Source organism: Streptomyces radiopugnans, assembly GCF_900110735.1.
Taxonomy (GTDB): domain Bacteria; phylum Actinomycetota; class Actinomycetes; order Streptomycetales; family Streptomycetaceae; genus Streptomyces; species Streptomyces radiopugnans.
In genome coordinates this window covers 838396-865020 of the sequence record NZ_FOET01000001.1, presented here as the reverse complement: position 1 = coordinate 865020, position 26625 = coordinate 838396, and the positions used below count along the sequence as shown (strand labels likewise).

The window sequence follows — 26625 nt, the reverse complement described above, 5'->3', positions numbered from 1 at the left end:
GTACGCGCCCGGCGCGGGCTCACTCCGCGGCGGGTGCGCGTTCGCCTGCGGTGCGGGCGTCGACCTCGCGCCAGAAGCCCGCACGGATCGCGTAGCGGTCGTGCTCGTCGATCTGGTCGTCCTTGTGCGCGAGCAGGCCGAAGCGGGCGGCGTAGCGCAGCAGCTCGCCGTCGATGCGGTGCGGGATGCGGGGGTACTCCCCCGACAGCGTCCGCAGATGGGCGGTGGTGGCCAGCCGTTCGATCCAGCGGCGGGCGAAGACCTGGCCGACCTCGAAGGGGTCGCCGCTGACGGTGGTGATGTCCTCCTCGCGGTCGGCCCACCGCTGCTCGGCGGTGGTGAGCTGGGCCAGCATCGGCAGGGCGGCGGCCTCGGGGGACTCGGGGGCGGCGCCCCGGTCGATCCACCCCTTGTCGGAGGACCAGCGCAGGGTGGCGGAGGCGGGGGCGGAGGAGGCGTTGTTCTGGTGCGCGGCGGGCCGGCCGAGTCCGGCGAGGTCCTTGGGGGTGGGCACACCCCGGCCGTGGCCGGTGTCGGCGGACCGGCCTCCCCCTCCCGCGCCCTCTTCCGCGAGGCCGTCCGCGAGCCCTCCCTCGGGCTCCTGGGCCCTCTCCTGTGCGAACTCCCCGGGGACGGGGGCCGCGACGCCGTTCCCGCCGGGGGCCGGGACCGGAACGGTGGTGTTCCCGGTGCCCGCCGCGTCGGCGGTGCCCGCGGTGCTCGCGGTGCCCGCCGCGGGGATCCCCGTACCGCCGGAGGCGGTGGCCGGGGCACTCCCGCCGGAAGGGGCGGGTTCGGGCAGCGGGGCGGAGAGGATGGCGGCGATCTCGGGCTGCTGGGGCGGGCAGATCCCGGTGATGTCCCTGGCCCGTACGGCGCGGGTGATCCAGGCGCGGTCCAGGACGCGCCGCTCGTCGGCCTCGGCGACCAAGTCCTCGGACTGGTTGTAGTCGCCGTCGGCGGCCTGGACCGCCCACAGGTGGACGGCGACGCCGTGCTCCTTGGCGGACATCAGCCCGGGCAGCAGATCGCCGTCCCCGGTGACCAGCACGATGTCGGAGCAGGCGCGGTTGCGGGCCAGCTCCGTCAGCTCGGCGTGCATGGCGGCGTCCACACCCTTCTGCGCCCACCGCCCCTCACTGCGGGTGAGGGCGCCGAGCCGCACCGTCACACGCGGCATCACCCGCAGCCGCCGGTGCTCGGGCTGGGGCACCCGGTCGGGGGCGCCGTCGAACCAGTAGATGCGCAGCAGCCGGCAGCCGGTGTCCTGCTCGGCGCGCTCGCGCAGCCCCTGGATGAGCACGGAGTGGTCCACGGTGATCCGGGAGCGCGCGGGCTCGCCCGCCAGGAGGCTCGCGGCGGCGCCCAGGAGATATCCGGCGTCCACCAGGACGACGCAGCGGTCCACGCTCCACCCACTCTCGGTACGACCGGCACGCCCGGTACGGCCGCCGGGGCCGGTGACACCTCGCGCGGCCGCGGCGTGTCCGCCCCGGCCCCGCTCCTTCGAACCTGTTTCGAGTCTGCCCGACCGTACAGGGCTTATAGGTTCCGGCTCGATCTTCGGCGTGGCGGGACGCCGGTGTCCACCGTGCGGCCGCCCCTTCCGGGCGGAAGGGGCGGCTACCGAGGGCTATCGCCCGACATGCGCACCGTGCGGAGGCGTGCGACGCTGGGCACGGCCCATCGTTCCGAGATCCGCACAGGAGGAGATCATGGGCAAGCGCAAGAAGGAAGGCCGCGAGCAGCGCGGCGGGCGCACCGTCGCCGAGGAGACGCAGGAGCAGTCGAAGGCCACCGCCGAGCGGATGGCGCGGACGCAGCCGGCCGCGCAGGGCACCCCCGCCGACGTGGCGCGCAAGCACCGCAGGCGCTTCGGCCACAACTGACACCACCACCGCGCACGGCACAGCGGCGGTCACCGCACGGGGCGCCCCGGGAGGACCGGGGCGCCCCGTCGCGCGTACGGCCCGCCTCAGCCGGCCAGGCAGGAGGGGCCGAGCAGCGCCTTGAGATCGCCGAAGAGCGCGGGGTCGGCGGTGACCCGGTGCCGGTCCAGACGCAGCACCGTCGTCTTGCGGCTGCCCTGCAGCCTGACCCGCACCTCGGTGGAGCCGCGGTGGTGGGTGAGGACCTCCCCCAGCTTCTCCACCAGCGGCGGGGTGACCTTGACGGTGGGGATGGTGATGGTGACGGGCGCGTCGGAGGCGGCGTCCGACAGGTCGGGGACCATCAGCTCCATGGCGACCAGGCGGGGGATGTCCTCGCGCTTGTCCAGACGCCCCTTGACGAAGACCACCGCGTCCTCCACGAGCTGGGTGGAGACGAGCTGGTAGGTGGCGGGGAAGAACATGCAGTCGATCGAGCCCGCCAGGTCCTCCACGGTGGCGATCGCCCAGGCGTTGCCCTGCTTGGTCATCTTCCGCTGGAGCCCGGAGATGATCCCGCCGATGGTGACGATCGAGCCGTCGGAGAAGTCACCGCCGGTGAGCTGGGAGATCGCCGCGTCCGTCTTGTCGGACAGCACGTGTTCCAGACCGAACAGCGGGTGGTCGGAGACGTAGAGGCCGAGCATCTCCCGCTCCTGGGCGAGCAGGTAGCTCTTGTCCCACTCCTCGGGGGAGAACTCCACGTCCATGCCGAAGCCGGGGCCGCTGTCGGAGGACTCCTCGCCCATCCCGCCGAAGAGGTCGAACTGCCCCTCGGCCTCCTTCCGCTTGACCTGCACCACGTTGTCGATCATGGTCTCGAAGTGCGCGGTCAGGCCCTTGCGGGTGTGGCCCAGCTCGTCGAACGCGCCGGCCTTGATCAGCGACTCGACGGTGCGCTTGTTGCACACCACCGCGTCGACCTTGTCCAGGAAGTCGGGGAAGGAGGTGTACTTCCCCTTGGCCTTGCGGCAGGCGACGATCGAGTCCACCACGTTCTGGCCGACGTTGCGCACGGCGGTCAGCCCGAAGACGATCGTGTCGTCTCCGCGCGGGGTGAAGTTCGCCTCGGACTCGTTGACGTCCGGCGGCAGCACCTTGATGCCCATGCGGCGGCACTCGTTGAGGTAGACCGCCGACTTGTCCTTGTCGTCGCGGACGGAGGTCAGCAGGGCGGCCATGTACTCGGCCGGGTAGTTCGCCTTGAGGTAGGCCGTCCAGTAGGAGACCAGTCCGTACGCCGAGGAGTGCGCCTTGTTGAAGGCGTATCCGGCGAAGGGCACCAGCACGTCCCACACGGCCTGGATGGCCTCGTCGGAGTAGCCCTTCTCCCGGGCGCCCTTCTGGAAGTTGACGAACTCGGCGTCCAGGACCTCCTTCTTCTTCTTGCCCATCGCCCGGCGCAGCAGGTCGGCCTGTCCGAGGCTGTACCCGGCGAGCACCTGGGCGGCCTTCTGCACCTGCTCCTGGTAGACGATCAGGCCGTAGGTGATGTCGAGGACCTCCTTGAGAGGCTCCTCCAGCTCCGGGTGGATCGGGGTGATCTCCTGCTGCCCGTTCTTGCGCAGCGCGTAGTTGATGTGGGAGTTCATGCCCATCGGGCCGGGCCGGTACAGGGCCGAGACCGCGGAGATGTCCTCGAAGTTGTCGGGCTTCATCATGCGCAGCAGGGAGCGCATGGGGCCGCCGTCGAACTGGAAGACGCCCAGGGTGTCGCCGCGCTGGAGCAGCTCGAAGGTCTTGGGGTCGTCCAGCGTGAGGTCGAGCAGGGTGATGTCGACGCCCTTGTTGGCCTTCACCAGCTTGACGGCGTCGTCCATGATCGTGAGGTTGCGCAGGCCCAGGAAGTCCATCTTCAGCAGGCCGAGCGACTCGCAGGTGGGATAGTCCCACTGGGTGACCACCGCGCCGTCGTTCTTGGGGCTGAAGACCGGCACGTGGTCGATCAGCGGCTCGCTCGACATGATCACGCCCGCGGCGTGCACGCCCATCTGCCGCACCAGTCCCTCGATGCCGCGCGCGGCGTCGATGACCTTCTTCACGTCCGGCTCGTTCTCGTACATCCCCCGGATCTCGCCCGCCTCGTTGTAGCGGGGGTGCTTGGGGTCGGTGATGCCCGACAGGGGGATGCCCTTGCCCAGGACGTCGGCGGGCATCGCCTTGGTGATGCGGTCGCCCATGGCGTACGGGTAGCCGAGCACACGGGCGGAGTCCTTGATCGCGGCCTTCGCCTTGATGGTGCCGTAGGTGCCGATCTGGGCCACCTTGTCGGCGCCGTACTTCTCGGTCACGTAGCGGATGACCTCACCGCGCCTGCGCTCGTCGAAGTCGATGTCGACGTCGGGCATGGAGACGCGCTCGGGGTTGAGGAACCGCTCGAAGATCAGCCCGTGCTCGATCGGGTCGAGGTCGGTGATGCCCATGGCGTACGCCACGATCGAGCCGGCCGCGGAGCCGCGGCCGGGGCCGACGGCGATGCCGTTGTTCTTGGCCCACATGATGAAGTCGGCGACGACCAGGAAGTAGCCGGGGAACCCCATCTGGACGATGACGTCCATCTCGTAGTCGGCCTGCTTCTGCCGGTCCTCGGGGACGCCGCCGGGGTAGCGGCGGGCCATGCCGCGGCGGACCTCCTCACGGAACCAGGACTCCTCGGTGTGGCCCTCGGGCACGGGGAAGCGGGGCATCAGGTCCTGCTTCTCGAACCACCCGGTGGTGTCGATCTGCTCGGCGACCAGGAGGGTGTTGCGGCAGCCCTCCTGCCAGGCGTCGGAGGAGTCGATGGCGTACATCTCCTCCGTGGACTTCAGGTAGTAGCCCGAGCCGTCGAACCGGAAGCGGTCCGGGTCGGAGAGGTTCTTGCCGGTCTGGATGCACAGCAGCGCGTCGTGCGCCTCGGCCTCGTGGGAGTAGGTGTAGTGGCTGTCGTTGGTGACCAGCGGGGGGATGCCCAGCTTCTTGCCGATCTCCAGCAGCCCGTCGCGGACCCGGCGCTCGATCTCGATGCCGTGGTCCATCAGCTCCAGGAAGTAGCGGCCCTTGCCGAAGATGTCCTGGTAGTCGGAGGCCGCCTTGAGCGCCTCGTCGAACTGGCCGAGCCGCAGCCTGGTCTGCACCTCGCCCGAGGGGCAGCCGGTGGAGGCGATCAGGCCCTCGGAGAACTCGGCGATCATCTCCCGGTCGGTCCTGGGCCACTTGACGAAGAAGCCCTCCATGTAGGCGTCCGAGGAGAGCCGGAAGAGGTTGTGCAGGCCGGCCTTGTTCGAGGCCCAGATCGTCTTGTGGGTGTAACCGCCGGAGCCGGAGACGTCGTCGCGCTTCTGGTGCGGCTGGCCCCACTGGACACGCCGCTTGTACCGCCTCGACTGCGGGGCGACGTACGCCTCGATGCCGATGATCGGCGTGACGCCCGCCTTGGTGGCGTGCTGGAAGAAGTCGTAGGCCCCGTGGAGGTTGCCGTGGTCGGTCATGGCGATGTGCGTCATGCCCATCTCCTGACACGCCTCGAACATGTCCTTCAGCCGCGCCGCACCGTCCAGCAGGGAGTACTGCGTGTGCACGTGCAGGTGTGTGAACGGCGGTTTGGCCACGGCGGAGGACCTCCAACGAGCGGGCTTGCGGCGCTTCCGGACGGCTCCGAAGTCTAGTCCCGGGGCCGGCGGGGACCCGCCGCCCGGCGGGTGCGGCGGCTCGTTCCCGCGTGTCCCCGCGCCGGCCGCCGCCACACCCCCCGGGAGCCCCCGCGGGATCCCGTGCGCCCCCCTCGGCAAATCCCCGGCACCGCACAGGTCACACCGCTCGCACCCGCGGCCGCGGGCATCGGCCGTGTTGCGATCCTCACTCGGTCCACGCCCTTTAGGCACTTCTTAGCGGAGCCCGTGGCACACTCGGCTGCGATGGGCAGGACCGGCTTTCCCGACACAGGCATCCGGGCGGTGCGCGCCGCGGTCTTCACCGCGGTGTGCCTCGCGCTGTCCGCGGGCGCCCATGTGCTGCTCTCGGCCGGCCCCCTGCCGTACCCGCCGCTCCTGGCGGTCGGCGCGGCGGTGTTCGCGATCGCCTTCGCCTTCGCCGGGCGCGAGCGGGGCTTCCGGGCGATCGCCGCGCTGCTGGTGCCGCTGGAGCTGGCCGCCGACACCGTCTTCACCACCGGCCAGCACGCCTGCTACGGGCAGGCCGGCGGCCCGGTGGCCGGGCCGCTGCGCGCGGTCGGCCTGGACCTTCTGTGCGCGGGGGGCGACTTCGGCACCCCGCTGGCGCGGATGACCGCCTCCGCCGCGTCCCCGCTGCCCGTGGCCGCCCATCCGGCCGCCCCGTGGCTGCTGCTGGCCGCGCACGTGGCCGTCGGCCTGACGGCGGCCGTGTGGCTGCACCGGGGCGACGCGGCGCTCGCCCGGCTGCTGCGCGCCGCCGCGGCGGCCGTCTTCCGGCCGCTGCTGCTGGCCGTCGGCGCCCGGCGCGCGGCCGGCAGGACTCCCGGCCGCCCGCTCCGCCCCGCCCAGCACGCCCGCGCGCGCCACGCGCTCCCGTTGCTGACCCACTCCGTCGTACGGCGCGGACCTCCGTGCTCCGCGGCCCTCGCCGCCTGAGCACCACCGTCCCCACCCATCACGAACCGGACACGGAGAACACACCCCCATGAGCAAGCGCAACAGCCAGGAAGCCAAGCGCGCCGCCCGCGAGCGGCTGAAGATCGAGCGCGAGAGGCAGGCCAGGAAGGACAGGATCCGCCGCCAGGCCGTCGTCGGCGGCTCGGTGCTGGCGATCCTCGCGGTCGCGGGCGGCGTCGGCTTCGCCGTCGCCAACATGGACGACGGCGGCAGCGACAAGTCCTGGGCCGACGCGGCGGACAAGAAGCTGGTGAAGCCGGCCAACGCCGCCGGGAAGAACGGCACGATCGTGCTCATCGGCGACGAGGACGCCAAGAAGACGATCGACGTCTACGAGGACATGCGCTGCCCCGCCTGCGCCAACTTCGAGCAGGCCCTCGGCGAGACGGTCAAGAAGGGCGCGGAGGACGGCAAGTACAAGCTGCAGATCCACCTCGGCAGCATCATCGACGGCAACTTCGGCGGTGACGGCTCCAAGAACGCCGCCAGCGCCCTGGGCGCCGCGCTCGACGTGAGCACCGAGGCCTTCAGCGAGTACCACTCCCTGCTGTACTCGGCCGAGCACCACCCGCCGGAGAACGAGGACAAGTTCGCCGACAACGACTACCTGCTGAAGGTCGCGGAGAACGTCGACGCCCTCAAGGACAACAAGGAGTTCGAGGCCGCCGTCGAGAAGGGCACCTACGACAAGTGGGCGCTCGAGATGATCGACAGCTTCAACGAGGCCGGTGTCCAGGGCACCCCGACCGTACGGATCGACGGCAAGGACGTCGAGGTCAGCGCGCTGCCCGCCGAACTGGAGAAGCTCGGCGTCAAGTGACCGGCCGATGACCCGGCGGTGCCGCACCGGCCCGCCGGTACGCCTCTGAAGCGGCGTACCGGCGGGCCGGTCCCGTCCGGCGCGGCCCCGGTGCGGTGCGGTCCGGGTGCGGCCCGGTGCTGCTCCCAGCGCTTTCAGGACAACGTCGTTCGACGAGTGGGCGAACTCTTTCCGGCGCCCTGTCCCGTCGCTCTACCGGCACGTAGCATCTGCGGCCGTGACCGACACCCACACCGCATCCCACACCCCTGCCCCCACGCGGCGCACGGTCGTCGCGGCCACCGCCGCGACCGCCGCCGGCGCCGCGCTGCTGCCGCTGGCCGCCCCGCGGCACGCCCGAGCCGCGCAGGGCCCGGCCTTCGCCCACGGAGTCGCCTCCGGGGACCCGCTGCCCGACGGCGTCCTGCTGTGGACCCGGGTCACCCCCACCCCCGACGCGACGCCCGGTTCGGGTCTGGGCGCGCCCGTGGAGGTCTCCTGGGAGGTCGCCGAGGACCGCGCCTTCACCCGCGTCGTCGCCTCCGGCCGCACCACCGCCACCGCGGAGGCCGACCACACCGTCAAGGCCGACGTGCGCGGGCTGCGGCCGGCCGCGGAGTACCACTACCGCTTCTCCGCGGGGGGCGTGCTCTCCCCCGCCGGGCGCACCCGCACCGCGCCCGCCGACGGCGCGGCCGCGGACCGCGTCCGCTTCGGGGTGGTCTCCTGCTCCCACTACGAGAGCGGCTTCTTCTCCGCCTACCGTCACCTCGCCGCCCGTGCCGACCTCGACGCCGTCCTCCACCTGGGCGACTACATCTACGAGTACGGAAAGGGCGAGTACCCGCTCAAGGACGGGGTCGTCCGCGAGATGCGCCCCGTCCACGAGACGGTCACCCTGGCCGACTACCGGCAGCGCCACGCCCACTACAAGAGCGACGCCGACCTCCAGGCGCTGCACGCCGCGCACCCGGTGATCGCGATCTGGGACGACCACGAGACCGCCAACGACGCCTGGTCCGGCGGCGCGGAGAACCACACCCCCGGCACGGAGGGCGACTGGGAGGCGCGCGCCAGAGCCGCGCGCCGGGCGTACTTCGAATGGATGCCGGTCCGCCCTTCGGTCGAGGGCACCGTCTACCGGCGGCTGCGCTTCGGCGACCTCGCCGACCTCCACCTGCTCGACCTGCGCTCCTTCCGCGACCGCCAGGCGGGCGTCGGCAGCGGCGACGTGGACGACCCCGACCGCACCATCACCGGTCGCGCGCAGCTGGACTGGCTGAAGTCCTCCCTGGCGTCCTCCGGCGCCCGGTGGCACCTGGTGGGCACCTCGGTGATGATCTCGCCGATGGCCTTCGGCTCCGTGCCGGCGTACCTGCTCGGGCCGCTGGCCGAACTGCTCGGCGTGCCCCGCGAGGGCCTGGCCGTCAACGTCGACCAGTGGGACGGCTACACCGACGACCGGCGCGAGCTGCTGACGCACCTGCGCGACCGCGGCATCGGCAACACCGTCTTCCTCACCGGCGACATCCACATGGCCTTCGCCAACGACGTCCCCGTGCGGGCCGCGACGTACCCGCTCCAGCCCCCGGTCGCCACGGAGTTCGTGGTCACCTCCGTCACCTCCGACAACATCGACGACATCCTGAAGGTGCCGCCGCACACCGTCTCCTCCGTCGCGGAGACCGCCATACGCGCCGCCAACCGGCACACCAGGTGGCTCGACATGGACTCGCACGGCTACGGCGTCCTCGACGCGGACGCCGAGCGGACCCAGATGGACTACTACGCGCTGTCGGACAAGACCGACCCGCGGGCGTCCGCCGTCCACGTGCGCTCCTACCGCACCCGCTCGGGCACGCAGCGGGTGGAGCGCGCGGACGGTCCCGTGCGCTGAGACCGCGCCACCGTACGGGAGGCCCGGGGCCACGGGCCTCCCGTACGCGGGGTCAGCGGTCCGCCGGCTCCTCCAGCTCGGCCAGGAAGGCGAGCGCGGTCCGCCAGGTCCGCTCGGCCGCGTCCTTGTCGTGGTCCGGCAGGCCCGGGTCGGTGAACAGGTGCCCGGCCCCGGGGTAGCGGTGCACCTCGACGTCCGCGCCCGCCCGCCGCATCCGCAGGTACCAGGCGTTCAGCCAGTCGTGCGGCTCGAAGGGGTCGGGGTCGGCGACGTGGAGCTGCACGGGCAGGTCGTCCACGGCCGCGTCCTCGGGGATGTCGGAGGTGCCGTGGAGGAGCAGCAGCCCGCGGGCGCGGGTGTCGGCGAGCGCGAGGTTCTGGGCGATCGCCCCGCCCAGGGAGAACCCGGCGTACACCACCCCGCGCTCCGAGAGCGGAGCGGTGGCGGCGACGGCCCTCCTCAGCAGTTCGTCGCGGCCGATCTCGTCCTTGATCGCCATGCCCTCCTCGACCGTCCCGGCCGTCCGCCCGCCGTACAGGTCGGGGGTGTGGACCTCGTGCCCGGCCTCCCGCAGTCTCCCGGCCGCCTCCTCGACGGCGGGGCGCGGCCCGTAGGCGGAGTGGAACATCACAACGGTGGGCACGGTGTCACTTCCTCAGCAGGTCAGCCTCATGATCCGTCTCACGGCGCCGTGCCGGGGGCGGAGTCCTCCCATGGTGCCAGGTACGGTCGGTGGGGTCCTTCTTCCGCCCCCTGGAGTCTTCCGAGGAGTTCACACCACCATGGAGAACGTGCTGCGGCCGCTGATCGTCTTCGGCGGCGCCATCTTCCTGGCGTTCGCCGTCGGCTGGGCGGTGGACCGCGCGCTGCGGCGCATGGACGCCCGGCATCCGGAGACCCCGCTGTGGGGTCTGCTGCGCAGCGGCAGGGTTCCGCTCCGGGCGGTGGTCTTCGTCGGACTGCTCAACGCCTTCTCCGACGAGACCCACCTGGCCAGGGACCACCAGAGGACCGTCGACCTGTGGCTGAACCTGATACTGATCGGGGCCGCCGCGTGGCTGATGCTGCGGGTGCTGACCGCCGTGGTGGAGACGGCCTACTCCCGGTACGCCGGGATCGCCCACGACGCGGCGCGGGTGCGGCGGGTGCGCACCCAGCTGACGCTGATCAAGCGCCTGGCCACGGCGGTGGTCACGGTGATCGCCGGTGCGGCGATGCTGCTGCAGTTCCCCGCGATGGAGAAGCTGGGCACCTCCATGCTGGCCTCCGCCGGTGTGCTCGGCATCGTCGCCGGCATCGCCGCCCAGTCCACGCTGGGCAACCTCTTCGCCGGCCTGCAGATCGCCTTCGGCGACATGGTGCGCATCGGCGACACGGTGATCGTGGACGGCGAGTGGGGGACGGTCGAGGAGATCACCACCTCCTATCTGGTGGTCCTCACCTGGGACGAGCGCCGGATCACCATGCCGGTGTCCTACTTCACCAGCAAGCCCTTCGAGAACTGGACCCGCGGCAACCCGCAGATGACCGGCACCGTCTACCTCCACCTGGACCACTCGGCGCCGATCGCCGAGATCCGGCGCAGGACCGAGGAGATCGTGCGCGCCAGCGACGCCTGGGACGGCCGCAGCTGGGGCCTGGTCGTGACCGACTCCACGCCCACCACGATCGAGGTCCGCGCGACGATGACGGCGCGCAGCCCCGACGACATCTGGACCCTGCGCTGCGAGGTCCGCGAGGGGCTCATCACCTGGCTTCACCGGGAGCACCCCTACGCCCTGCCCCGCGTCACCACCGCGCAGGCGGCCCCGGCGCCGGCCTTCGCGCGGGGGGCGGAGCGAGCACCGGAGCGGGAGGAGACGGGCGCGGACGGACGGGCCGGGGGCGGGCGGCCGGGCATACCGGACGCGCGGAAGCCGAGCTGAGCGGACGGCCGGGCACACCGGGCGGACGGCCTCGCGGGGCTCCGGCGGCGCCTCGGGCGTCCGCCGGAGCCCCGCGGCCGTCCTACGCGCTCTCGGCCCGGATCCTGTCCAGAGCGGTCTGGAGGTCGTCGGGGTAGTCGCTGGAGAACTCCGTCCAGCGGCCGTCCGCCGGGTGCTCGAAGCCCAGCCGTACCGCGTGCAGCCACTGCCGGGTCAGTCCTAGGCGCCTGGCCAGCGTCGGATCGGCGCCGTAGGTGGTGTCGCCGACGCACGGGTGCCGGTGGGCGGCCATGTGGACGCGGATCTGGTGGGTGCGGCCGGTCTCCAGCTTGATGTCGAGCAGACTGGCCGCCCGGAACGCCTCGATGAGGTCGTAGTGGGTGACCGACGGCTTGCCGTCGGCGGTGACGGCCCACTTGTAGTCGTGCACGGGGTGCCGCCCGATGGGGGCGTCGATCGTGCCGCTGAGCGGGTCGGGGTGGCCCTGGACGAGCGCGTGGTAGCGCTTGTCGACCGTGCGCTCGCGGAACTGCTGCTTGAGCAGGGTGTAGGCGCGCTCGGACTTGGCGACCACCATCAGTCCGGACGTTCCCACGTCCAGCCGGTGCACGATGCCCTGCCGCTCGGCCGCGCCCGAGGTGGAGACGCGGAAGCCGGCGGCGGCCAGCCCGCCGATCACGGTGGGGCCGCTCCAGCCGGGGCTGGGGTGGGCGGCCACGCCGATCGGCTTGGCGACGATCACGATGTCGTCGTCGTCGTGCACGATCTCCATGCCCTCCACGGGCTCGGCCACCACCTGCACCGGCGCGGGCGGTGCGGGCATCTCGACCTCGATCCAGGCCCCACCGCGCACCCGCTCGGACTTGCCGACCTCACCGCCGTCGAGCCGGACCTTTCCCGTGGCGGCCAGCTCGGCCGCCTTCGTGCGGGAGAAGCCGAACATCCTGGCCAGGGCCGCGTCTATGCGCTCGCCCTCCAGGCCGTCGGGTACGGGCAGGGTGCGGATCTCGGGAAGCTGGCTCACCCGATCGAGTATGCCGGAAGCGGGCGGTGCCCTCGTTCGGCGGGCGGGCGCACACCCGGTGCGGGCCGGTCCCCGCGCACCGTCCCCCGCGGACCGGCCGCGGCCGGCTCCGGTCAGTCCCGGTGGACGGTGCCGTCGGGGTCCAGGCCCCGGAAGGACAGCAGCACGATCAGCACCCCGCCGCAGACGATCGCCGAGTCGGCCAGGTTGAAGACGGCGAAGTGGGCGGGCGCGATGAAGTCCACCACATGCCCCTGGAAGACCCCGGGCGAGCGGAAGACCCGGTCGGTGAGGTTGCCCAGGGCCCCGCCCAGCAGCAGTCCGAGCGCGATGGCCCAGGGCGTGCTGTAGAGCTTGCGGGCGATCCGCACGATCACCACGATCACGGCCGCCGCGATGACGGTGAAGACGATGGTGAGGGCCTCGCCGATGCCGAAGGCCGCGCCCGGGTTGCGCACGGCCTGGAACCGCAGCCAGGTGCCGATCACCTCGATCGGGTCGTGGCCCTCCAGCTTCTCGACCACGATGATCTTGCTGATCAGGTCCAGGGCGTAGGCGACGGCCGCCACGATGGCGAGTTCCACGATCCGCCGGCGTCCGCGGGGGGCGGGCCCGGCGGTACTCCCGGGCCCGCCGCCGGCCTCGGTCGCGGCCCGGCCGGCGGCTGTGTCCACGGTCTCGGTCTCGGTCTGCGCCTCGCCCGGCTGCTCGCCGGCCCGTTCCACCTCTGTCACGTGATGCAGGGTACGTCACACCCGGGCGGCGGCGGGCGGGCGGCGGCGGTCAGCGGCGCTCCTGCCGCTGCTTGCACTCGACGCAGAGAGTGGCCCGGGGGAACGCCTGCATCCGCGCCTTGCCGATCGGCTTGCCGCAGTTCTCGCAGACGCCGTACGTCCCGGCCTCCAGGCGGTCCAGGGCGCGCTCGGTCTGGTAGAGCATCTCGCGGGCGTTCTCCGCCAGGGCCATCTCGTGCTCGCGCGTGATGTTCTTCGTCCCCGTGTCGGCCTGGTCGTCCCCGGCGCCGTCGGCCGAGTCCCGCATCAGGCCGTTGAGGGCCTCCTCCGCGGCGTGGATCTCCACGCGCAGCCGCTCGGACTCCGAGGACAGCTCAGCGCGCGCCTCCTCCACCTCCTGCGCGGTCCAGGGCTCCTCTCCGGGCCGTACGGCCAGCTCGTCGGGGGCGGCGGTGGCCGCGGCCGTACGAGCCGGGGGGACCGGGGCGGCGTGCCCGGCGGCCCGCGCTCCCGTCGTGGACTTCTTGGCAACCACCGTCTCGGCTCCTGTCTTCCCGTCGGCCGCCTTTCCGGCGCCCGTGCTCGCCGCTGCCCTCTTCGCAGCGGACTTCCCTCCGGATGGCTTCTTCCCCGCGCTCCCGGCGCTCGCGGGTTCCTCGGCGTCTTCGGGGCCCCCGGGATTCCCGGCACTCGCGGAACTCCCGGCGTCCTTCTCCCCGGCGGGCTCCCGCGCGGCTCGCGCCCTCCTCGCTGCGGACTCCCTCGCCACCATGGCCGCGACCCCTTCACATATTGTTATCTTGTGTATGAATCGTGACCGGAACGATAAATCGGCACCGATCGTGCGGCAACAGGGCACGCCGTTCCGCTCCCGCTTCCCCGGTAGGCGGAACCCGTGCCCTCGCGAAGCGTTCTGCCCGGCACCGCGGGCCGAAAACCGGTCAGCCCCCATTGGGAGGCACCCTTACACTTGGGCTGAGCGAGAGGCGTCGAAGGGGACGAGTAGCGTCCGTATGCGGCCACGAGCGACCCGGGGACGGTGTGAGCCCGGGGGCGAGCGCGGCGTGAAGATCACCCCGGAGCCGCCGGAAGAAAACCCCCGCGCACGTGCGGCGACAGCACGCGGTGCGACGGACGGTGAGTAGAACCGGCATCGCCGCACCAATGAGAGGGCGGTGGACACGTACCCGCGTACGCGTCCGGCGCCAAGGAGGGTGGTACCGCGGGCACCGGCGCCGACTGGCGGCGGTCTCGTCCCTCCGGCGGAAGTCACCACGTCCGTTGGAGGAAGCTCACCATGAGCCCGCAGCCCCCGCCCCAGTACCGTCCGGTGCCCGCCCAGGTGGATCTCCCCGCCCTGGAGCGCGCCGTGCTGGACTTCTGGCGCGAGAACAAGGTCTTCGCCCGCAGCCTGGAGCAGTCCGAGGGCCGTCCCGAGTGGGTGTTCTACGAGGGCCCGCCGACCGCGAACGGCATGCCCGGCGCCCACCACATCGAGGCCCGCGTCTTCAAGGACGTCTTCCCCCGCTTCCGCACCATGCGCGGCTACCACGTGGCGCGCAAGGCCGGCTGGGACTGCCACGGCCTGCCGGTGGAGCTGGCGGTGGAGAAGGAGCTGGGCTTCAACGGCAAGCAGGACATCGAGGCCTACGGCATCGCGGAGTTCAACGCCAGGTGCCGCGAGTCGGTGACCCGGCACACCGACGCCTTCGCCGAGCTGACGACCCGGATGGGCTACTGGGTCGACATGGACGACGCCTACCGGACGATGGACCCGGACTACATCGAGTCCGTGTGGTGGTCGCTGAAGGAGATCTTCGGCAAGGGCCTGCTCGTCCAGGACCACCGTGTGGCGCCCTGGTGCCCGCGCTGCGGCACCGGCCTGTCCGACCACGAGCTGGCGCAGGGCTACGAGACGGTCGTGGACCCCTCGGTCTACGTCCGCTTCCCGCTGACCTCCGGCCCGCTGGCCGGCGAGGCCTCGCTGCTGGTGTGGACGACCACGCCCTGGACGCTGGTGTCCAACACCGCCGTGGCCGCCCACCCCGACGTCACCTACGCGGTGGCCACCGACGGCGCCGAGAAGCTGGTGGTGGCCGAGCCGCTGCTGGCCAAGGCGCTGGGCGAGGGCTGGAGCGCCACCGGGCAGACCTTCACCGGCCGCGAGATGGAGCGCTGGGCCTACCGCCGCCCGTTCGACCTGGTGGAGATCGAGGGCGCCCACTTCGTCCTCAACGCCGAGTACGTCACCACCGAGGACGGCACCGGTCTGGTCCACCAGTCCCCCGCCTTCGGCGAGGACGACCTGCTCACCTGCCGTGCCTACGGGCTGCCGGTGGTCAATCCCGTCCGGCCCGACGGCACCTTCGAGGAGGGCCTGGGACTGGTCGGCGGGCAGTTCTTCAAGAAGGCCGACGAGGCTCTGGTCGCCGACCTCGACGCCCGCGGCCTGCTCTTCCGCCACCTGCCCTACGAGCACAGCTACCCGCACTGCTGGCGCTGCCACACCGCGCTGCTCTACTACGCGCAGCCGTCCTGGTACATCCGCACCACCGCGATCAAGGACGCCCTGCTGCGGGAGAACGAGCGGACCAACTGGTTCCCGGAGTCGGTCAAGCACGGCCGCTACGGCGACTGGCTGGACAACAACATCGACTGGGCCCTGTCCCGCAACCGCTACTGGGGCACCCCGCTGCCCATCTGGCGCTGCGAGGAGGGCCACCTCACCTGCGTCGGGTCGCTGGCGGAGCTGTCGGAGCTGACCGGCACCGACCAGTCGGGCCTGGACCCGCACCGCCCGTACATCGACGACGTCGTCTTCGGCTGCACCGCCGAGGGCTGCTCGCTGACGGCCGTCCGCGTCCCGGAGGTCATCGACGCCTGGTACGACTCGGGCTCGATGCCCTTCGCCCAGTGGGGCTACCCGTACCGCAACAAGGACGTCTTCGAGAAGCGCTACCCGGCGCAGTTCATCTCCGAGGCCATCGACCAGACCCGCGGCTGGTTCTACACGCTGATGGCGGTCGGCACGCTCGTCTTCGACCGCTCCTCCTACGAGAACGTGGTCTGCCTGGGCCACATCCTCGCCGAGGACGGCCGGAAGATGTCCAAGCACCTGGGCAACATCCTGGAGCCCATCCCGCTGATGGACCGGCACGGCGCGGACGCGGTGCGCTGGTTCATGGCCGCGGGCGGCTCCCCGTGGAGCGCGCGGCGCGTCGGGCACGGCACGATCCAGGAGGTCGTCCGCAAGACCCTGCTGACCTACTGGAACACCGTCGCCTTCCAGGCGCTGTACGCCCGCACCTCCGGCTGGGCGCCCTCGGAGTCGGACCCGGCCCCGCAGACGCGCCCGCTGCTGGACCGCTGGCTGCTCAGCGAGCTGCACGCCCTGGTCGACCAGTGCACCCAGGCCATGGAGGCCTACGACACCCAGCGCACCGGCAAGCTGCTGTCCACCTTCGTGGACGACCTGTCCAACTGGTACGTGCGCCGCTCCCGGCGCCGCTTCTGGCAGGGTGACGCGGCGGCGCTGCGCACCCTGCACGACGTGCTGGAGACCGTCACCCGGCTGATGGCCCCGCTGGTGCCGTTCATCACCGAGCGGGTCTGGCAGGACCTGGTCGTCCCCGTCACCCCCGGCGCGCCGGACTCCGTGCACCTGGCCACCTGGCCCGAGGCCGATCTGTCGGCCGTCGACCCGGACCTGTCCCGCGACATGCTGCTGGTGCGGCGGCTGGTGGAGCTGGGCCGGGCCACGCGCGCGGAGTCGGGGGTCAAGACCCGGCAGCCGCTGTCCCGCGCACTGCTGGCGGCGCAGGGCTTCGAACTGCTCAGCGACGACCTGCGCGAGCAGATCGCCGAGGAGCTGAACGTCACCTCGCTCGCCTCCCTGTCCGAGGTCGGCGGCTCCCTGGTGGACACCACCGCCAAGGCCAACTTCCGGGCGCTGGGCCGCCGGTTCGGCAAGCGCACCCAGCCGGTCGCCAAGGCCATCGCCGAGGCGGACGCGGCGGCGCTGTCGGCGGCGCTGCGCGCCGGCACGGCGGCGGTGGAGGTCGACGGCGAGACCATCGCGCTCTCCCCGGAGGAGGTCATCATCACCGAGACCCCGCGCGAGGGCTGGTCGGTGGCCTCCGACGCCGGCGCCACGGTCGCCCTGGACCTGGAGATCACCCCGGAGCTGCGGCGGGCGGGGCTCGCCCGTGACGCGATCCGGCTGATCCAGGAGGCGCGCAAGAACAGCGGCCTGGACGTCGCCGACCGGATCGCCCTGCGGTGGCGGTCGGACGACGAGGAGGTCGCCCGGGCGCTGGCCGAGCACCGGACCCTGATCGCGGACGAGGTCCTGGCGACGGACTACGCGGAGGGCGAGGGCGACGACTCCTTCGGCGAGCCGTTCGAGGACGAGTCGCTGTCCCTGGTCTTCCGGCTGCGCCGCGTCTGACCGGCGGCCGCCACCGGTGCCCGGGCCGCCCGTCGGCCCGGGCACCGGTGCGCCGGGGTGCGGCCCGGCCGGAGAGGCCGGACGGAACGGGCACACCAGAGGGCCGGGCCCGGGATCTTCGATCCCGGGCCCGGCCCTCTGCGATATGCCGATCCGATTCGCCCGCCGCCTACGGCGGCTGCGTCAGTTGTCGTCCTCGTCGATGAGGAAGCCGCGCATCGGCGAGGGTGCCTGCTGCATCGGCTGCGGACCCTGCGGCCGCACCGGGGCCATCGGCTGGGTCATCGCCGGGGACATCTGCTGCTGTCCGCCGTAGGTCTGACCGCCGCCCTGGTTGTGACCGCCGTGACCGCCCGGGCCGCCCATCGACTGGCCGCCGCCCATGGACTGGTGACCGCCCATGGCGCCGCCGCCCGGTGCGCCCGCCGATGCCATCGAGGGGGACGGCGGCAGCGAGGCCGTGGCCGGGGTGCGCGGCGGGGCCAGGGAGTCGTCGGCCTGGTTCTCCAGCTGACGGAGCTGGCTCTCCAGGTAGGACTTCAGGCGGGTGCGGTACTCGCGCTCGAAGCCGCGCAGGTCCTCGACCTTGCGCTCCAGCGTGGCGCGGGCGGACTCCAGCGAGCCCATCGCGACGCGGTGCTTCTCCTGCGCGTCCCGCTCCAGCGCGTCGGCCTTGGCACGGGCGTCCCGCTCCAGGCCCTCGGCGCGGCTGCGCGCCTCACCGACGATCTTGTTGGCCTCGGAACGGGCCTCCGCGATCGCCTGGTCCGCGGTCTGCTGCGCCAGCGACAGCACGCGGGCCGCGCTGTCGCCGCCCGGTCCCTGACCCTGCTGGTGCATGCCCGGACCACCGGGACCGCCGTGGCCGCCCATCGGGCCGGGACCGCCCGGACCGCCGTGACCACCCATCGGGCCGGGGCCCATCGGACCGCCCTGCGGGCCGTGCCCGCCGGGGCCTGCAGGCAGCTGCGGCGCACCGCCGGGCAACTGGGGCGGACCGCCCATCTGCCCCGGCGGGACCGGCTGCGGTCCCGATATGGCGGCGGGTACGGGACCCGGCCGTTCCTGCTGCTGCTGGGGCTCGGGTTTGCGCATGCCCTGCTGCTGGTTCTGCGCGGCGGCCCGCGTCGCGGCGGCCAGCTTGGCGCGCAGATCCTCGTTCTCCCGGAGTAGACGCGTCAGTTCGGCCTCGACCTCGTCGAGGAAGGCATCGACCTCGTCCTCGTCGTAGCCCTCTCGCAGGCGGACGGTTGTGAACTGCTTGTTCCGCACGTCCTCGGGGGTCAGCGGCATCTCTTCACCTCAACGTAAGTCATCGGCATATCGGCAAGACCGTATCGCTCACAGCCTGGCCACGACACTGATCAGGATGTAGACGATGATCATCAGTACGAAGAAGGACAGGTCGAGCGCCACGCCCCCGAAGCGCAGCGGCGGTATGAACCTCCGCAGCAGCTTGAGTGGCGGATCAGTGACAGTGTAGGTGGCCTCCAGGACGACCACCATCGCCTTGCCGGGCTGCCATGAGCGGGCGAACATGAAGACGTAGTCCATCACCAGGCGGAAGATCAGCACGACCAGGAAGACCTGCAGCACAATGAGGACCACCTGCTGTACGACGCCCATCGTGCGCTTCCCTCTCCCCTTTGGTCGCGTCCGGCCCGTCGGCCGGCCCGTCCGGTTGCACTGACTCTCAGCTCTGGTTGAAGAACCCGCCCTCTGCGATGCGGGCCTTGTCCTCCGCCGTGACATCGACGTTAGCAGGAGACAGGAGGAAGACCTTCTGTGTCACCCGCTCGATACTCCCATGGAGACCGAACACCAAACCCGCCGCGAAGTCGACCAGACGCTTCGCGTCCGTGTCGTCCATCTCGGTCAGATTCATGATCACCGGGGTGCCCTCTCGGAAGTGTTCCCCGATGGTACGGGCTTCGTTGTACGTCCGGGGGTGCAGCGTGGTGATCCGGTAGGGCTCCCGCTCGGACACGACCTTGGGCATGATCACCGGTGCGTTCTTCTCCAGGTTCTGGCGTTCGGGTGTGATGGATGACACGGGGGCAATCCTCCCGTGCCGTCCGTTTTCGGCGGCGATCGCAGGAGCCTGCTCCCGTTCCCGGTGGGCGGGGGGATGGACGACCCGCACCGGCTCGTCGGCCTCCTGCTCCCCGTCGGACTTCACCGCGGGGGCCCCCAGAGGCTGGTGCGCCTGGTGCCGCCGGTCCCTGTCGGGCTCCGGCTCGGGCTCGAACTCGTCGTCGGGGTCGAACCCCGGGCCGTCGTACCCATCGTCCTCCACGAGGCCGAGGTAGACCGCCATCTTGCGCATCGCGCCGGCCATTCTCTGCGTCCTCCGCTCTGTGGTGGTTCCCCGGCCTTCGGCGGGGAGGCCCCGTCCCCTGCCTGCGGCGGGGACCCCATTCTGCCTCCGGTGCCTCCGAAGGGAGGCCCCAAGACCCAAGACTCCGTCACCGGTGCCCCTGGATCCACGCGGTCATCCACACTGGGCGGGAATGACCATATTTTCTGCTGTGGTCCGACTTGCTTGGCGACGTTACCGGAGCCCGGGTCGTACTCCGAGTACCGCACTGCCGATGCGCACATGTGTCGCACCGGCCGCCACCGCCTCTTCGAGGTCCCCGCTCATCCCCGCCGAGACCATGGTCGCAGCAGGATGGTCGGCCCGTAGGGCGGTTGAGATTTCCACCAGCCGCTCGAAAGCGGCTCCCGGCCTACCGGCGTACGGTCCTGAAAGGGGTGCGACCGTCATCACGCCCGCGAGCCGGAGGCCCGGGGCTGCGGCCACCTCGTCGGCCAACTCCCCCACCTCCTCCGGCGCCGCGCCGCCGCGTCCGCCGGCCGCGCCCGCCTCCCGGTCGAGCGCGACCTGCAGCAGGCAGCCGATCCGCCGGCCCTCGCGTTCGGCCGCCGAGGAGAGCGCGCCGACCAGCCGGGGCCGGTCGACCGAGTGCACGAAGTCGGCGTAGCGGGCCACGGACCGCACCTTGTTGGTCTGCAACTGCCCCACGAAGTGCCAGGTGAGGGGGAGATCCGCGCAGGCGCCGGCCTTGGGCGCCGCCTCCTGGTCCCGGTTCTCCGCCACGTGCCGCACCCCGAGTCCGGCCAGCAGCCGCACATCGTCGGCGGGGCGGGTCTTGGTGACGACGACCAGGGTCACGTCCTCCCGCGCGCGCCCCGCGGTGACACAAGCGCGGGTGATGCGCTCCTCCACCCGGGCGAGGTTCGCGGCCAGTTCGGCTCTGCGGCCGGCACTGCGGTCGGCAGCACTGCGGTCGGTCATGCGGCGGCCTCCCCGTCAGCCTCTCCCGCACCGTCGGCGGGAGCCTCCAGCCATACGTAGCCGGCCAGCCGTCCGGTGGTCCTCTCCCGGCGGTAGGAGTAGTGGTCCGGGGACTCCATCGTGCAGACCGGCGGCTCCGGCGGCTCCGGCACTCCGAGCCGGACCAGTTGGGCGCGCACCCCGGCCGCGACGTCGACCGCCGGGGTGCCCCGCCTGGTGGTGGCGTACGCCTCGGGCACCGCGGCCGCGACCTCCTCGCGCATCCGCTCCGGCACCTCGTAGCAGCCCCCGCACACCGAGGGGCCGATGCGGACGACCGTGCGGGCCGGGTCCGCGCCGAGGGATCCCATGGCCTCGACCACCGCCGGGACCACCCCGGCGACCAGTCCGGGCCGCCCGGCGTGCGCGGCTCCGGCCACCCCGGCGACGGGGTCGGCGAGGAGGACGGGGACGCAGTCGGCGGTCAGCACGGCCAGCGCCAGGCCCCGACGGGCGGTCACGACCGCGTCCACGCACGGCACGTGGCCGTCGCGCCACGGCCCGGTGACGACGGCCGCGTCGCGCCCGTGCACCTGGTTCATCCAGACCACCGCGGCCGGGTCCAGGCCGAGCGCCCTCGCCGCCAGCTCCCGGTTGGCCCTCACGGCGCCGGGGTCGTCCCCGACCGCGCCGCCGAGGTTGAGTTCGTCATACGGAGCGGCGCTCACCCCGCCCCACCTGTCGGTGGTGGCGAAGTGCGCGCCGCTCACGATGTCGTGCTGTGCTATCACGCTCGTGGTGCCTACTTGAGGAAGTCGGGCACGTCGAGTTCCTCGGCCGAACCGTCCTGGTAGGGACGGGCCGGCGGGACCTGCGGGGCCGGGGACGGGCCGGTCTCGCCGGACCGCGGCGAGGAGGAGCCCGCGCCGTAGGCGGACGGGGAGTCCGCCAGCGGGACGGCCGGGGACGGCTCGTCCTCGCGCGGGGTGACCGAGCCGAGCCCGCCGAAGGACGGGCGGTCGGGCTCGGAGGGCACCGGGCGCGGGGCGGCCGGCGCCTCCTCCTTGCCGCCGGCGTACGAACCGAGCACCTTGTCGCGGTTCTTGGCCGGCGGCTGCCCGCCGTCGAAGCCCGCCGCGATGACGGTGACCCGGACCTCGTCGCCGAGGGCGTCGTCGATGACCGCGCCGAAGATGATGTTCGCCTCCGGATGCGCGGCCTCGCTCACCAGCTGGGCGGCCTCGTTGATCTCGAACAGGCCGAGGTCGGAGCCGCCGGAGATGGAGAGCAGCACACCGCGGGCGCCGTCGATGGACGCCTCCAGCAGCGGCGAGGAGATCGCCATCTCGGCCGCGGCCACCGCGCGGTCGTCGCCGCGCGCCGAGCCGATGCCCATGAGCGCCGAGCCGGCCTCGGACATCACGGACTTGACGTCCGCGAAGTCCAGGTTGATCAGGCCGGGGGTGGTGATGAGGTCGGTGATGCCCTGGACACCCGACAGCAGCACCTGGTCCGCGGACTTGAACGCGTCGAGCACGCTCACCTGACGGTCCGAGATGGAAAGCAGCCGGTCGTTGGGGATGACGATGAGGGTGTCGACCTCGTCGCGCAGGGCCGCGATGCCGTCCTCGGCCTGGTTGGCCCGGCGGCGGCCCTCGAAGGTGAACGGGCGGGTGACGACGCCGATGGTGAGGGCGCCGAGAGAACGTGCGATGTTCGCGACGACGGGCGCGCCCCCGGTGCCGGTGCCGCCGCCCTCGCCGGCGGTGACGAAGACCATGTCGGCCCCCTTGAGGACCTCCTCGATCTCCTCCCGGTGGTCCTCGGCTGCCTTGCGGCCGACATCGGGGTTGGCGCCGGCGCCGAGGCCGCGGGTGAGCTCGCGGCCGACGTCGAGCTTGACGTCGGCGTCGCTCATCAGCAGGGCCTGTGCGTCGGTGTTGATCGCGATGAACTCGACGCCCTTGAGACCGACCTCGATCATCCTGTTGATGGCGTTGACGCCACCGCCGCCGATACCGACGACCTTGATGACTGCGAGGTAGTTCTGCGGTGCTGCCACGTCGAAGGCCTCTCGCCTCGAGTTACGTGTCGCCGCCCCACGATGGTTGCGGTGCGCCGACCTATGCCGAGTGGGACGGTCCGGACGCCGACCCGAACCCTAACGTTCAAGTTTAGGGTTACCAATGTCTGTCGTTCCTCGGATTCTTTGGAACGGACACTAGGTCGACAAGCGGTTCGCGTTCAATGAACACGCCGAACCTCCCGTTTTTCTTCTCACCCTATGTGATCAGGCAACGCGGTAGCCAGCCAGGGTGCTGGCCTGCACGTACGTACGTCAACTCCCCGACGCCGCCGGTGTGCCGGGGACGCTCACGTCGAATCTCTCCGCACCGTCGGCGGCTTTCATCAGCAGGGTGAGCGATCTGGCCTTCGCGTCGCTGTCCTCGCCGCTCCCCCACACCACCGTGCGCCCGCCGCTCATCTCCAGGGTGATGGAGTCGTAGGAGCGGACCCGGATGGTCCGGGTGTCGCGGCGCACCCGCTCGGGGAGGGCCGCGGCGACCCCGACCGCCTCCTCGCGCATCGTCTCGGGTCCGAAACGGTGCCCGCTGGGGGATCCGGCGAGGTCCAGGGCGAGGAGGGGGACGCCCGCGGGCCGTTCGGCGACCGTGCCGAACAGCACCCCCTCACCGTCCACCTCGGCATAGCGCCGCCCCCTCGTGCCGTCCTCGTCTCCCCCGCCTTCCCCGTTCTCCGCGTCCTGCACCATCACGACCACGGCTTTTCTCTCCGTGACCGTCAACTCCACGCCGTGCGGCCAGGAGCGGGCCGCCTCCACCGAGCCGATCCGCGGCAGCGCCTCCAGCAGCCGCCGCTCCACCTCGCCGGGATCGACCGAGACGAGGGGCTCGCCGAGGGGGACGTCGGCGGCGTCGAGGACCTGCCGCTCCGTCAGGACCCTCTGGCCGGTGACCGTGACGCTCTCCACCCGCAGCCACGCGGAGCCGTAGAGCAGCCACAGGGCCAGGCCGCCGATCAGCAGCGCCGGGCCGAGGGCGAGGGCGAGCAGCAGCCGGCGGCGTCCGCGGCCCTCCGGAAGGCGGGGCGCGCGGCGACGCCGGAGCCACCGGTCCGGCGGCGGGGCCGGGGGCGTCCCCGAGCCCGCACCCGGCCCGCGGGGGTCACGCTGGTCGCGGCCGCCTCGCCCGGCGGCCGCCGTCCGTCCGGCCACGCTCCCTGCTCTCCCGCGCCCCGCCTGCGGCCTCAGCCCCGGCGGTGTGCCGCGATCGCCTCGTACACCATGCCGACCAGCAGTTCGTCGGCGTCCCTGCGTCCGAACTCGGCGGCGGCCCGCGACATGTCGTACAGCCGGTGCGGATCGGTGAGCACCGGCAGGACGTTGGACTGGATCCACTCCGGCGACAGTTCGGCGTCGTCGACGAGGAGTCCGCCGCCCGCCTTGACCACCGGCTGGGCGTTCAGCCGCTGTTCGCCGTTGCCGATCGGCAGCGGGACGTAGGCGGCCGGCAGTCCGACGGCGGACAGTTCGGCGACCGTCATCGCGCCCGCGCGGCAGAGCATCATGTCGGCCGCGGCGTACGCCAGGTCCATCCGGTCCAGGTACGACACCGGGACGTAGGGCGGCATCCCGGGCATGTTGTCCACCTGCGGCAGCTCGTTCTTCGGGCCGACCGCGTGCAGGATCTGGACGCCGGAGCGCTGGAGGCCGGGGGCGACGGCCTGGACGACCTCGTTGAGCCGCCGGGCCCCCTGGGAGCCGCCGGTGACCAGCAGGGTGGGCAGACCCGGGTCGAGGCCGAAGGCGGCCCGCCCCTCGGTGCGCATCGCCGCCCGGTCCAGGGTGGCGATCGAGCGGCGCAGCGGGATGCCGACGTAGCGGGCGTGCCGCAGCTTGCTGTCCGGGGTGGAGACCGCGACGTAGTCGGTGTAACGGGAGCCGATCTTGTTGGCCAGGCCCGGGCGGGCGTTGGCCTCGTGGATGACGATCGGCACCCCGAGCCGCTTGGCCGCGAGGTAGCCGGGCAGCGCCACATAGCCGCCGAAGCCGACCACGCAGTCGGCCTTGGTCCGCTCCAGGACCTGCTCCGCGGCCTTGATGGTGCCGCGCAGCCTTCCCGGCACGGTGATCAGCTCGGGAGTGGGTTTGCGCGGCAGGGGCACGGCCGGGATCAGCTCCAGGTCGTAGCCCCTCTCCGGGACGAGCCGGGTCTCGAGTCCGCGCTCCGTGCCGAGTGCCGTGATCCCCACGGTCGGGTCCTGCCTGCGCAGGGCGTCCGCGAGGGCGAGCGCGGGCTCGATGTGGCCGGCGGTCCCCCCACCGGCGAGTACGACATGCACCGAATTTCACCGCTCTCCGGACGGGCGCCGTACGGCACTCCGTCCCATCGTCTTCCGTCTCACCCCAGCCAGCTTCTTTCTCACAGCAGGCTGCCGCATGGCCAGTGCCGCCTTCGCGGCGGGTTCCGATCTCGCGGCGGAGATCAGCAGCCCGACGGCGAACATCGTCGGCAGCAGGGCGGAACCTCCGTAGGAGAACAGCGGGAGCGGGACACCGGCGATCGGCAGCAGGCCGAGCACCGCACCGATGTTGACCACGGCCTGGGCCGTGATCCAGGTGGTCACACCTCCCGCGGCGTACCTGACGAAGGGGTCCTCCGTGCGTCCTGCCACGCGGATACCCGCATAGCCTAGAGCGGCGAAAAGGGCGAGCACCGGCAGCGTCCCCGCCAGGCCGAGTTCCTCCCCGGTCACGGCGAAGATGAAGTCGGTGTGCGGTTCGGGCAGTTGTCCCCATTTCTCCATGCTGTCGCCCAGTCCGGAACCGAACCATCCGCCCGACGCCAGGGCGTAGATGCCGTGGACGGCCTGCCAGCACTGGTCGTTCGGGCCGGGGTCGGTGGCGCCCAGGCAGGCGAACCGGGCCATCCGGTTGCCGCTGGTCGCGATCAGAAGGGCTCCCAGCACCCCGGCGACGGCGAGGACCCCGGCGAACAGCCGCACCGGCGCACCGGCCAGCCAGAGCAGTCCGACGAGGATCGCGGCGAGGATGAGCGAGGTGCCCATGTCCCGGCCCAGCATGATCAGGCCGAGCAGCAGGAAGGTCACCGGGACGAGCGGCACCAGCATGTGCTTCCACTGGTTCAGCAGCCGCCTGTCGCCCTTGCGCGCCAGCAGGTCCGCCCCCCACAGCACCAGGGCGAGCTTGGCGAACTCGCTGGGCTGGAACTGGAAGGGGCCGCCGAGCTGGATCCAGTTCTGGTTGCCCTTGACCTCCTGCCCGATCCCCGGCACCTGGACCAGGCAGAGCAGGAAGACGGAGACGGCCAGCAGCGGGTACGCCAGGCCGCGCTGGAGGGCCACCGGCATCCGGGCGGCCGCCACCAGCAGAACGCCGCCCAGGACGGCGGCCAGCAGCTGTTTGCGGAAGTAGTAGGCGGAGGGCAGCCCGGAGCCCAGCGCCTCGATCTGCGAGGCGGAGAAGACCATCACCAGGCCGAGGCCGAGGATCATCAGGCTGCCGCCGAGGATCAGGTAGTAGGCGGTCAGCGGCCGGTCCCAGGCGCGCTTCGCCCTCAGGTAGAGCCCGCGGACCCCGTCCACGGCACGGCGCGGGCCTCGCGGGGGGCGCTTGGGGGCGCTCCCGGGCGCGGGCCGTCCGGCGCCGGACGCCCGGGGCGCGGCGGCGGGACGCGGGGCGCGCACAGTGCCCGGACGCGCCGTGCGGGGGCCGGGACGGGAGCGCTGGGTCTCGCGCAGCACGGTGCCGCGCCCGGGGCGCACCGGCGGCACCGGCGGCACCGGCCCGGCCGTACCCGCCGCCGGGACGGGCCGGGCGGGCGCGGCCGACAAGCCCGGTACTGCCGCGGCGACGGCCGCCAGGACGCGGCCCGCCAGACCGGCTGCGGCCACCGCCGCGGGCGGTACGGGTCGCTCGGCCGTCATCCGTCCCCTCCTGTCTC

The 26625-nt window shown here is 72.3% G+C and carries 21 protein-coding genes; 6 read left to right on the top strand and 15 right to left on the bottom strand.

Going from position 1 to position 26625, the window contains the following annotated elements; genetic code table 11:
• Nucleotides 1-19: 19 nt before the first annotated feature.
• Nucleotides 20-1408 carry an NYN domain-containing protein gene (locus BMY40_RS03760; protein ID WP_093655245.1) on the bottom strand — a complete coding sequence of 463 codons (1389 nt, stop codon included), beginning with the start codon at nt 1406-1408 and terminating at the stop codon, nt 20-22.
• Nucleotides 1409-1715: 307 nt separating this feature from the next.
• Here BMY40_RS03760 and BMY40_RS27895 point away from each other — a divergent pair, with 307 nt between their 5' ends.
• Complete coding sequence (locus BMY40_RS27895) at nt 1716-1889, top strand: hypothetical protein (RefSeq protein WP_177213852.1); 174 nt, start codon at nt 1716-1718, stop codon at nt 1887-1889.
• A gap of 86 nt (nt 1890-1975) precedes the next feature.
• On the opposite strand, the gene dnaE is transcribed toward BMY40_RS27895, so the two are convergent.
• Nucleotides 1976-5518, bottom strand: coding sequence for a DNA polymerase III subunit alpha (gene dnaE / locus BMY40_RS03755; protein ID WP_093655243.1), 3543 nt, complete (start codon nt 5516-5518; stop codon nt 1976-1978).
• A gap of 306 nt (nt 5519-5824) precedes the next feature.
• On the opposite strand from dnaE, the gene BMY40_RS03750 reads away from it, so the two are divergent.
• The 3 genes from BMY40_RS03750 to BMY40_RS03740 all read left to right on the top strand — a co-directional run bounded on the left by BMY40_RS03750 (nt 5825) and on the right by BMY40_RS03740 (nt 9234).
• Nucleotides 5825-6517, top strand: a complete 693-nt coding sequence (locus tag BMY40_RS03750) for a hypothetical protein (protein ID WP_177213851.1) — start codon at nt 5825-5827, stop codon at nt 6515-6517.
• A gap of 49 nt (nt 6518-6566) precedes the next feature.
• The gene (locus BMY40_RS03745; RefSeq protein WP_093655241.1) at nt 6567-7358 is read left to right on the top strand and encodes a DsbA family protein; all 792 of its coding nucleotides are present in this window, start codon (nt 6567-6569) and stop codon (nt 7356-7358) included.
• Nucleotides 7359-7575: 217 nt separating this feature from the next.
• The gene (locus tag BMY40_RS03740) at nt 7576-9234 is read left to right on the top strand and encodes an alkaline phosphatase D family protein (protein ID WP_093655239.1); all 1659 of its coding nucleotides are present in this window, start codon (nt 7576-7578) and stop codon (nt 9232-9234) included.
• Between the two features lie 52 nt (nt 9235-9286).
• Here the strand turns inward: BMY40_RS03740 and BMY40_RS03735 are convergent, their stop codons facing one another.
• Entirely contained in the window at nt 9287-9877 is a 591-nt protein-coding gene (locus BMY40_RS03735) for a dienelactone hydrolase family protein (RefSeq protein WP_281250720.1), read from the bottom strand.
• Between the two features lie 139 nt (nt 9878-10016).
• On the opposite strand from BMY40_RS03735, the gene BMY40_RS03730 reads away from it, so the two are divergent.
• Nucleotides 10017-11159, top strand: a complete 1143-nt coding sequence (locus BMY40_RS03730; protein WP_093655235.1) for a mechanosensitive ion channel family protein — start codon at nt 10017-10019, stop codon at nt 11157-11159.
• Between the two features lie 82 nt (nt 11160-11241).
• Here the strand turns inward: BMY40_RS03730 and BMY40_RS03725 are convergent, their stop codons facing one another.
• The 3 genes from BMY40_RS03725 to BMY40_RS03715 all read right to left on the bottom strand — a co-directional run bounded on the left by BMY40_RS03725 (nt 11242) and on the right by BMY40_RS03715 (nt 13689).
• Complete coding sequence (locus BMY40_RS03725) at nt 11242-12183, bottom strand: RluA family pseudouridine synthase (protein WP_093655233.1); 942 nt, start codon at nt 12181-12183, stop codon at nt 11242-11244.
• Nucleotides 12184-12296: 113 nt separating this feature from the next.
• Nucleotides 12297-12917: a signal peptidase II gene (lspA, locus tag BMY40_RS03720; RefSeq protein WP_425443065.1), complete on the bottom strand. Its 621-nt coding sequence runs from the start codon at nt 12915-12917 to the stop codon at nt 12297-12299.
• A 49-nt stretch (nt 12918-12966) separates the two neighbouring features.
• On the bottom strand, nt 12967-13689 hold the full coding sequence (locus tag BMY40_RS03715) for a TraR/DksA family transcriptional regulator (RefSeq protein ID WP_093655231.1): 723 nt from the start codon (nt 13687-13689) through the stop codon (nt 12967-12969).
• Nucleotides 13690-14214: 525 nt separating this feature from the next.
• Here BMY40_RS03715 and ileS point away from each other — a divergent pair.
• A complete protein-coding gene (gene ileS, locus BMY40_RS03710) occupies nt 14215-17364 on the top strand; it encodes an isoleucine--tRNA ligase (protein ID WP_093655229.1) in 3150 nt (1049 codons plus the stop codon).
• Nucleotides 17365-17547: 183 nt separating this feature from the next.
• Here the strand turns inward: ileS and BMY40_RS03705 are convergent, their stop codons facing one another.
• The 9 genes from BMY40_RS03705 to ftsW all read right to left on the bottom strand — a co-directional run bounded on the left by BMY40_RS03705 (nt 17548) and on the right by ftsW (nt 26608).
• Nucleotides 17548-18657: a DivIVA domain-containing protein gene (locus tag BMY40_RS03705; RefSeq protein ID WP_093655227.1), complete on the bottom strand. Its 1110-nt coding sequence runs from the start codon at nt 18655-18657 to the stop codon at nt 17548-17550.
• A gap of 48 nt (nt 18658-18705) precedes the next feature.
• Nucleotides 18706-18990, bottom strand: coding sequence for a YggT family protein (locus BMY40_RS03700; protein WP_093655225.1), 285 nt, complete (start codon nt 18988-18990; stop codon nt 18706-18708).
• 67 nt (nt 18991-19057) lie between these two features.
• Entirely contained in the window at nt 19058-19702 is a 645-nt protein-coding gene (locus tag BMY40_RS03695) for a cell division protein SepF (protein WP_093655223.1), read from the bottom strand.
• A gap of 213 nt (nt 19703-19915) precedes the next feature.
• Entirely contained in the window at nt 19916-20662 is a 747-nt protein-coding gene (locus BMY40_RS03690) for a YggS family pyridoxal phosphate-dependent enzyme (protein WP_093655221.1), read from the bottom strand.
• Nucleotides 20659-21432: a peptidoglycan editing factor PgeF gene (pgeF, locus tag BMY40_RS03685; RefSeq protein ID WP_093655219.1), complete on the bottom strand. Its 774-nt coding sequence runs from the start codon at nt 21430-21432 to the stop codon at nt 20659-20661. Before pgeF ends, BMY40_RS03690 begins: the two co-directional genes overlap by 4 nt.
• Nucleotides 21433-21443: 11 nt before the next feature.
• Entirely contained in the window at nt 21444-22703 is a 1260-nt protein-coding gene (gene ftsZ / locus BMY40_RS03680) for a cell division protein FtsZ (RefSeq protein ID WP_093655217.1), read from the bottom strand.
• Nucleotides 22704-22979: 276 nt separating this feature from the next.
• Nucleotides 22980-23876 (bottom strand): cell division protein FtsQ/DivIB, encoded by an 897-nt coding sequence (locus BMY40_RS03675; RefSeq protein WP_093655215.1) that lies wholly within the window; start codon nt 23874-23876, stop codon nt 22980-22982.
• Between the two features lie 32 nt (nt 23877-23908).
• Entirely contained in the window at nt 23909-25003 is a 1095-nt protein-coding gene (murG, locus tag BMY40_RS03670; RefSeq protein WP_093655213.1) for an undecaprenyldiphospho-muramoylpentapeptide beta-N-acetylglucosaminyltransferase, read from the bottom strand.
• Nucleotides 25004-25009: 6 nt separating this feature from the next.
• Complete coding sequence (gene ftsW, locus BMY40_RS03665) at nt 25010-26608, bottom strand: putative lipid II flippase FtsW (RefSeq protein ID WP_245769815.1); 1599 nt, start codon at nt 26606-26608, stop codon at nt 25010-25012.
• Between the last annotated feature and the right edge of the window lie 17 nt (nt 26609-26625).

Coding starts and splice junctions, on each gene's coding strand:
- BMY40_RS27895 (WP_177213852.1), top strand. CDS start 1,716: ATGGGCAAGCGCAAGAAGGAAGGCCGCGAGCAGCGCGGCGGGCGCACC.
- BMY40_RS03750 (WP_177213851.1), top strand. CDS start 5,825: ATGGGCAGGACCGGCTTTCCCGACACAGGCATCCGGGCGGTGCGCGCC.
- BMY40_RS03745 (WP_093655241.1), top strand. CDS start 6,567: ATGAGCAAGCGCAACAGCCAGGAAGCCAAGCGCGCCGCCCGCGAGCGG.
- BMY40_RS03730 (WP_093655235.1), top strand. CDS start 10,017: ATGGAGAACGTGCTGCGGCCGCTGATCGTCTTCGGCGGCGCCATCTTC.
- BMY40_RS03715 (WP_093655231.1), bottom strand. CDS start 13,689: ATGGTGGCGAGGGAGTCCGCAGCGAGGAGGGCGCGAGCCGCGCGGGAG.
- ileS (WP_093655229.1), top strand. CDS start 14,215: ATGAGCCCGCAGCCCCCGCCCCAGTACCGTCCGGTGCCCGCCCAGGTG.
- BMY40_RS03705 (WP_093655227.1), bottom strand. CDS start 18,657: ATGCCGCTGACCCCCGAGGACGTGCGGAACAAGCAGTTCACAACCGTC.
- BMY40_RS03700 (WP_093655225.1), bottom strand. CDS start 18,990: ATGGGCGTCGTACAGCAGGTGGTCCTCATTGTGCTGCAGGTCTTCCTG.
- BMY40_RS03695 (WP_093655223.1), bottom strand. CDS start 19,702: ATGGCCGGCGCGATGCGCAAGATGGCGGTCTACCTCGGCCTCGTGGAG.
- BMY40_RS03690 (WP_093655221.1), bottom strand. CDS start 20,662: ATGACCGACCGCAGTGCTGCCGACCGCAGTGCCGGCCGCAGAGCCGAA.
- ftsW (WP_245769815.1), bottom strand. CDS start 26,608: ATGACGGCCGAGCGACCCGTACCGCCCGCGGCGGTGGCCGCAGCCGGT.